The sequence below is a fragment of the Streptomyces sp. genome, assembly GCF_035644915.1.
Taxonomy (GTDB): domain Bacteria; phylum Actinomycetota; class Actinomycetes; order Streptomycetales; family Streptomycetaceae; genus Streptomyces.
Window position 1 is genome coordinate 1 of the sequence record NZ_DASQNP010000254.1, and the last position, 5,699, is coordinate 5,699.

Here is a 5,699-nt window from a genome sequence, read left to right on the forward strand (position 1 = left end):
CTGTTCTGGGCCTTCGCCTACAACGTCGCCGCCCTGCCGCTGGCCGCCGCCGGCCTGCTCAACCCCATGATCGCCGGCGCCGCGATGGCCTTCTCCTCGGTCTTCGTCGTCACCAACAGCCTGCGGCTGCGCACCTTCCGCTGAGCGGTCCCGGTGGCCCCGCGCGAGAAGCGCCCCACACATCGGAAGCGCCCCGCGACGGGTCCCCCCACGGGCCCGCCACGAGGCGCTTCCCTTCTCCCGGTCATGGACTCCCCCCACGGGATCCTGGCCGGGCGTCTGCCGGGCGACGTGCGGGCGGGAGGGCCGCTCAAGCTCCCCCGAGGCACGTCGCTCGCGGACCACCGTCCTCGTCCCCCACAGACGAGCACGACGGGCGGCGGCGGCTCCGCCGGAGTACCGACGCCACCCCCTTAGACACACCAGACCCCCGGATGGTTACCCAGGAATCCGTGTGACCTGCGTCACTTTTCTCCATGCCCCGCCTTCTTCCTCGTCCCGACCGCAAGCGGAAGGCCCCGCTCCACACCCTGGGGTGCGGAACGGGGCCTTCCGGGAGCGGAGGCGGTGCGGGGCACCGGCCCTCAGCGCTGCTCCACCGGGACGTAGTCCCGCTCGACGACGCCCGTGTAGATCTGGCGCGGACGGCCGATGCGGGAGCCCGGCTCCTTGATCATCTCGTGCCACTGGGCGATCCAGCCCGGCAGGCGGCCGAGCGCGAACAGCACCGTGAACATGGTGGTCGGGAAGCCCATGGCCCGGTAGATCAGGCCGGTGTAGAAGTCGACGTTCGGGTAGAGGTTGCGCTCGACGAAGTACTCGTCGGCCAGCGCGTGCTCCTCCAGCTTCAGCGCGATGTCCAGCAGCTCGTCGGACTTGCCGAGCGCCGAGAGGACGTCGTGCGCCGCCGCCTTGATGATCTTCGCCCGGGGGTCGAAGCTCTTGTAGACGCGGTGACCGAAGCCCATCAGACGGACGCCGTCCTCCTTGTTCTTCACCCGGCGGATGAAGGAGTCGACGTCACCGCCCTCGGCCTGGATGCGCTGGAGCATCTCCAGCACCGCCTGGTTGGCACCGCCGTGCAGCGGGCCCCACAGGGCGCTGATGCCCGCGGAGATGGAGGCGAACATGTTCGCCTGCGAGGAGCCGACCAGGCGCACGGTGGAGGTCGAGCAGTTCTGCTCGTGGTCCGCGTGCAGGATGAGGAGCTTGTCCAGGGCGTTGACCACGACCGGGTTCAGCTCGTACTCCTCGGCCGGCACCGAGAAGGTCATGCGCAGGAAGTTCTCGACGTAGCCCAGGTCGTTGCGCGGGTAGACCACCGGGTGGCCCACCGACTTCTTGTACGCGTACGCCGCGATGGTGGGCAGCTTCGCCAGCAGCCGGATGGTGGAGAGGTGCCGCTGCTTCTCGTCGAAGGGGTTGTGGCTGTCCTGGTAGAAGGTGGACAGCGCGCTGACCACGGAGGACAGCATCGCCATCGGGTGGGCGTCCCGGGGGAAGCCGTCGTAGAACCGCTTGACGTCCTCGTGCAGCAGGGTGTGCTGGGTGATCTCGTTCTTGAATTCCGCCAACTGGTCGACGGTGGGCAGTTCGCCGTTGATCAGCAGGTAGGCCGTCTCCAGGAACGTGCCGTGCTCGGCGAGCTGCTCGATCGGATAGCCGCGGTAGCGAAGGATGCCCTTCTCACCGTCGAGGAACGTGATCGCCGATTTGTATGCGGCGGTGTTGCCGTAACCGGAATCCAGGGTCACCAGACCGGTCTGGGCGCGCAGCTTGGAGATGTCGAACCCACGGTCGCCGACCGTGCTGTCCACCAGCGGGAAGCTGTACTCGCCGTCCCCGTACCGCAGTACTACAGAGTTGTCGCTCACGTCATCCCTCACCGACGTAGTGCCTCTTCTTCGAGGTGCCCTGACTTCTCTCCACTGTCTCCCACCATGTGCCGTGCGGTGCACTCGGGGTCGCTCAGTGGGCTCTCTGATGGCACGGAGTGCCTCCGGAAAGCTACGCGGGGCGTGGCATTCCGCGCAATCGGTGGTCCAGGGCGGTGCAGCGCCGTCCTGCGGACACCGTCCGTACCGCCTGGCCCAGGGCCCGGCGGGATCCCACCAGCACCACGAGGCGTTTCGCCCTCGTCACGGCCGTGTAGAGCAGATTGCGCTGCAACATCATCCAGGCCCCGGTGGTGACCGGAACCACCACCGCCGGATACTCGCTGCCCTGCGAACGGTGGATGGTCACCGCATAGGCGTGCGCAAGCTCGTCCAATTCGTCGAAGTCGTATTCCACCTCCTCGTCCTCGTCGGTGCGCACGGTCAGGCGCTGGTCGTCCAGGCTCAGGGCGGTGACCACGCCCACCGTGCCGTTGAAGACGCCGTTGGCTCCCTTCTCGTAGTTGTTGCGGATCTGAGTCACCTTGTCACCCACCCGGAAAACCCGTCCGCCGAAGCGCTTTTCCGGAAGGTCCGGGCGGGCGGGGGTGATGACCTGCTGGAGCAGGCCGTTCAGGGTGCCCGCGCCGGCCGGGCCGCGGTGCATCGGCGTCAGCACCTGCACGTCACGGCGCGGGTCGAGGCCGAACTTCGCGGGGATGCGCCGGGCGGCCACGTCGACGGCGAGCCTCCCGGCCGCCTCGGTGTCGTCCTCGACGAAGAGGAAGAAGTCCGACAGGCCCTGGGTGATCGGCGGGACCCCGGAGTTGATGCGGTGGGCGTTGGTCACCACACCGGACTGCTGGGCCTGGCGGAAGATCCGCGTCAGCCGCACCGCCGGGATCGGGCTGCCCTCGGCCAGCAGGTCGCGCAGCACCTCCCCCGCGCCCACCGACGGAAGCTGGTCCACGTCCCCCACCAGCAGCAGGTGGGCGCCCGGCGGTACGGCCTTGATCAGCTTGTTGGCCAGCAGCAGGTCGAGCATCGAGGCCTCGTCGACCACCACCAGGTCGGCGTCCAGCGGCCGGTCCCGGTCGTACGCGGCGTCCCCGCCGGGCTTGAGCTCCAGCAGCCGGTGGACGGTGGAGGCGTCGGCGCCGGTCAGCTCCGACAGCCGCTTGGCCGCCCGGCCGGTGGGCGCGGCCAGCACCACCTTCGCCCGTTTGGCCCGCGCCAGCTCGACCACCGACCGCACGGTGAAGGACTTGCCGCAGCCGGGCCCGCCGGTGAGCACCGCGACCTTCTCGGTCAGCGCCAGCCTCACCGCGGCCTGCTGCTCGGGGGCCAGCTCGGCGCCGGTGCGCCCGGCCAGCCAGGACAGGGCCGCCTCCCAGTCCACGCCGCGGAAGGCGGACAGGCGGTCCTCCTCGGTGCGCAGCAGCCGCAGCAACTGGGCCGCCAGGGACAGCTCGGCGCGGTGGAAGGGCACCAGGTAGACCGCCGAAACCGTCTCCGCCGGATGCTGCGGGTCGGGGACCTGCTCGCGCACCACCCCCTCCTCCTCGGCCGCCAGCTCGCCGAGGCAGTCGATGACCAGGCCGGTGTCCACCTGGAGCAGCTTGACGGTGTCGGCGATCAGCCGCTCCTCCGGCAGGTAGCAGTGGCCCTGGTCGGCGGACTGCGACAGCGCGTACTGCAGCCCGGCCTTGACCCGGTCGGGGCTGTCGTGCGGGATGCCGACGGCCTGGGCGATGCGGTCGGCGGTGAGGAAGCCGATGCCCCACACGTCGGCGGCCAGCCGGTAGGGCTGGTTCTTCACCACCGAGATCGAGGCGTCGCCGTACTTCTTGTAGATGCGCACCGCGATCGAGGTGGAGACCCCCACGCCCTGGAGGAAGACCATCACCTCCTTGATGGCCTTCTGCTCCTCCCAGGCCGCCCCGATCAGCTTCGTCCGCTTCGGGCCCAGCCCGGGCACCTCGATCAGCCGCTCCGGCGCCGTCTCGATGACCTCCAGCGTCTCCAGGCCGAAGTGGTCCACGATCCGCTCGGCGATCTTCGGGCCGATGCCCTTGATCAGGCCGGAGCCCAGGTAGCGCCGGATGCCCTGGACGGTGGCGGGCAGCACCGTCGTGTAGTTCTCCACGTGGAACTGCCGCCCGTACTGCGGGTGGGAGCCCCAGCGGCCCTCCATCCGCAGCGACTCCCCGACCTGCGCACCGAGCAGCGAGCCGACGACGGTGAGCAGCTCGCCGCCGCCGCGTCCGGTGTCGACACGGGCGACCGTGTAGCCGTTTTCCTCGTTGGCGTAGGTGATGCGCTCAAGGACCCCCTCGAGCACGGCGGGTTGGAACGACATGTCACAGACCGTAACTCCGGACGCCGACAACCGGACATCCCGGCGGTGGACGCGGTGTCCGTCCGGCGGTCACGATCTGGTGTCGGTCCCCCCGGAAGGAGCTGTGGATGTCCCCAGGCCACGACCTGCTGGTCGTCGGGTCCGCCAACGCCGACCTGGTGACCGTCGTCGACCGCCACCCCTCGCCCGGCGAGACGGTGCTCGGCTCCGACCTCGCCGTCCACCCGGGCGGCAAGGGCGCCAACCAGGCGGTCGCCGCCGCCCGGCTCGGCGCGCGCACGGCGCTCCTGGCCCGGGTCGGCGACGACGCGTACGGCCGGATGCTGCTGGACTCGCTGCGGTCGGCGGGCGTGGACACCTCCCCCGTGCTGACCGACGACGCCCCCACCGGGGTCGCCCTGATCACGGTGGGACCCTCCGGGGACAACACCATCGTCGTCTCGCCCGGCGCCAACGCCCGCCTCGCCCCCGGGGACGTGGCCGCCGCCCGGGAGGTGCTGGCCGGGGCCGCCGTGGTCTCCCTCCAACTGGAGGTGCCCGCCGAGACCGTCGCGGCGGTGGTGCGGGCGGCGGCCGGGGCCGGCACCCGGGTGGTGCTCAACGCCTCGCCGCCCGCAGCACTGCCCGACGACGTGCTGGCCGCCTGCGACCCGCTGGTCGTCAACGAGCACGAGGCGCGCCGGCTGCTGGGCGGGGAGCCCCTGCGGGGCGGGCCCGAGGCGTGGGCGGCGGCGCTGCGCGAGCGCGGCCCGCGCGGCGTCGTGGTGACCCTGGGGGCCTCCGGCGCGCTGCTGTCGGCCTCCGGGGGAACCGTCCGCGTGCCGAGCCCGGCGGTGGAGGCGGTGGACACCACCGGCGCGGGCGACGCCTTCACCGGCGCCCTCGCCTGGCGGCTCGGCCGCGGCGACGGCCTGGAGGCGGCCGTGCGGTTCGCGGTGCGGGTCGGGGCCGCGGCGGTGACCCGGCCGGGCGCGCAGGACTCGTTCCCCGGCCCGGACGGACTGCCGGAGCCGTGACGCGCGGGGCGCCGTGCCGCCGCGGGCGGTGCCGTACGGGTGCCGGCGTCACGGCATTGCGGCGCCTACGGCGTCTACGGCGTCTACGGCGTCGCGAGACGTTACGAGGGGCCCGGCCTGTGCGGCCGGGCCCCTCGTGTCCCCCCGTCGGCCCTCCCCCGTCACCCCCCCGGTGCGGCCGACACCAGCTATGACCCACGACGCTCCGGAAGGGTTGCACAGCGGGACGTAATTTTTTTCACGAGTTTTCCGGCGGCGGCGCGGCCGGGTGGATTCGGCGCTGCCCTGGGTACCCGGCAAGGGCTTCGACCGGTGTCCCGAGCGGACCAGAGCAGCGAAGGAGGAGGCGCATGAGCGGGTGGACGCCGTCCCAGGCCGAGGGCGAGCGGGACGACGACGAGGGCGTCGACCAGTCCCGCGGGCTGAGCGAGCGGCACGCCGCCGAGCGGG

3 protein-coding genes and 1 pseudogene are annotated in these 5,699 nt (G+C 71.6%); 2 read left to right on the forward strand and 2 right to left on the reverse strand.

Annotated features, from left to right (window positions below):
• A pseudogene (locus VE546_RS26740) lies at positions 1 to 144 on the forward strand (haloacid dehalogenase); the annotation flags it as partial.
• Between the two features lie 440 nt (positions 145 to 584).
• Here the strand turns inward: VE546_RS26740 and VE546_RS26745 are convergent.
• Both VE546_RS26745 and VE546_RS26750 read right to left on the reverse strand, forming a co-directional pair.
• A complete protein-coding gene (locus VE546_RS26745) occupies positions 585 to 1,874 on the reverse strand; it encodes a citrate synthase (protein ID WP_324926767.1) in 1,290 nt (429 codons plus the stop codon).
• A gap of 133 nt (positions 1,875 to 2,007) precedes the next feature.
• Positions 2,008 to 4,233 (reverse strand): ATP-dependent RecD-like DNA helicase, encoded by a 2,226-nt coding sequence (locus tag VE546_RS26750; protein WP_324926769.1) that lies wholly within the window; start codon positions 4,231 to 4,233, stop codon positions 2,008 to 2,010.
• Between the two features lie 107 nt (positions 4,234 to 4,340).
• On the opposite strand from VE546_RS26750, the gene VE546_RS26755 reads away from it, so the two are divergent.
• Positions 4,341 to 5,249, forward strand: coding sequence for a ribokinase (locus VE546_RS26755; protein WP_324926771.1), 909 nt, complete (start codon positions 4,341 to 4,343; stop codon positions 5,247 to 5,249).
• Positions 5,250 to 5,699: the final 450 nt, after the last annotated feature.

Bases quoted from the DNA above. Each gene is read 5' to 3' on its own strand.
- VE546_RS26750 (WP_324926769.1), bottom strand. From the start codon at position 4,233: ATGTCGTTCCAACCCGCCGTGCTCGAGGGGGTCCTTGAGCGCATCACC.
- VE546_RS26755 (WP_324926771.1), top strand. From the start codon at position 4,341: ATGTCCCCAGGCCACGACCTGCTGGTCGTCGGGTCCGCCAACGCCGAC.